This is a genomic window from Escherichia sp. AM3 (genome assembly GCF_032029835.1).
GTDB lineage: Bacteria > Pseudomonadota > Gammaproteobacteria > Enterobacterales > Enterobacteriaceae > Escherichia > Escherichia coli.
In genome coordinates this window covers 1-1,657 of record NZ_JAVUPQ010000264.1, presented here as the reverse complement: position 1 = coordinate 1,657, position 1,657 = coordinate 1, and the positions used below count along the sequence as shown (strand labels likewise).

Here is a 1,657-nt window from a genome sequence, read left to right as displayed (position 1 = left end):
GTCTGGTTTCCCACCGACGTGGAAAGCGTCCTAATAATTCCTTTTCTACTGAATTCAGAGCAACAGTAATTTCACTCCTCAAAGGCCGTTACGCTGATTTTGGACCTACGTTTGCGTGCGAAAAATTGCGCGAGATACACGGTTTATCTTTATCCGTTGAAACTCTCAGAAAGTGGATGATAGAAGAGGGGTTATGGCGTGAACGCCGTCGTAAAATTGCCCGTATATATCAACGCCGCATGCGACGACCATCTTACGGTGAACTGATCCAGATTGATGGCTCACCTCATGACTGGTTTGAAAATCGAGGCCCCAGATGTACACTGATCGTTTTCATTGATGATGCCACCAGTGCGTTGATGGCGTTGCGTTTTGTGCCTGCTGAAACAACCCGGGCTTACATGGAAACCCTCCGGGGTTACCTTAATGATCATGGCGTACCGCTCGCTCTCTACTCTGATAGACACAGTATATTCAGGGTAAATAACCCAGAGCGGGAAGGTGAGCTGACCCAGTTCACTCGTGCGATAAAGACACTGGGCATCGAGCCAATCCATGCCAACAGCCCGCAGGCAAAAGGGCGGGTAGAGCGCGCCAATCAGACACTACAGGACAGGCTGGTCAAAGAAATGCGGCTTCAGAATATCAGTGATATTGAAACAGCAAATGCATGGTTGCCGACCTTTATTGAAGCCTATAACAACCGGTTCGCTACGTCGCCTCGTACTACTGATAATGCTCATCTTGATGTGCACCATTCTGAAGAGGAACTGGGTTATATCTTCAGCCTACAGGCGAAGCGCGTTCTGTCTAAAAATCTCACTTTCCAGTACAAAAGCAGTGCGTTTCAGGTACGCAGTGAGGGCCGGGGATATCGACTTAGGCATTCGGTTGTTACTGTATGCGAGAACTTTGACGGTGAAATTAACGTTCTGTATGACGGGAAAGCGCTGGGCTGGGAAAAGTATGTTGATGGCCCGGAGCCTATACCACTGGATGATGAAAAGAGTGTCCATGAACGAGTGGATAATGCCCGTATTGATTTACGCTCAAAATACTATGTTAAACCTAAAGCTGACCATCCCTGGCTTACGCGCCGAACGCAAAGTCATCAGCAAGTTAAGCCCCCGAAGTTACCTAAAAAGAAGCCTGATCCCGATAAAAAAGATTGAAACCAAGATCGATTCGGTTGAGTGCATATCCATTCATAGGGTAGATTCTTAAGTCGCGTTTCTGGTGTTCATTTTCGGGTGGTTTGTTACTTGTTTTACCGGGGATATGCCAGAAACGCGCTGAGTCAGTCTGGGCGGTGCGCGTAATGAGGCGTTATGGTAAATAGCCTATGCTAATGTCCGCTAAGAGCAAGAAGCGGAAGTTGGCAGTTTTGTGGACTGTCCCCACAAAAGTGACTACAGAAATAGTTGCAATTCATAATTGATCATGGGTTGTCAGTTAAACTCGTGGCGATTTAAATAGACTAATTGGGAGTGCGTCCATTACTTATATCTTGTAATGTTAACTATCAGAAATGATACAAAGATAATATGTCTTTAAAGAAACGGCTGATGGCGAAAAGTGGCCCGATGAGGGCCACAATACGGCTGTCACTTAGACGTAAATATCAATGGTGCCAGCGGTATTTGTATCGTCTTTTTTC

1 protein-coding gene and 1 pseudogene are annotated in these 1,657 nt (G+C 46.3%); both read left to right on the top strand.

The features are described 5' to 3' along the window. Positions 1–2: 2 nt before the first annotated feature. Positions 3–902, top strand: a pseudogene (locus RTW80_RS24885) (IS1202-like element ISEsa1 family transposase); the annotation flags it as partial. Positions 903–1,022: 120 nt separating this feature from the next. Continuing rightward, on the top strand, positions 1,023–1,172 hold the full coding sequence (locus RTW80_RS24880; RefSeq protein ID WP_011443592.1) for a protein YdfW: 150 nt from the start codon (positions 1,023–1,025) through the stop codon (positions 1,170–1,172). Positions 1,173–1,657: the final 485 nt, after the last annotated feature.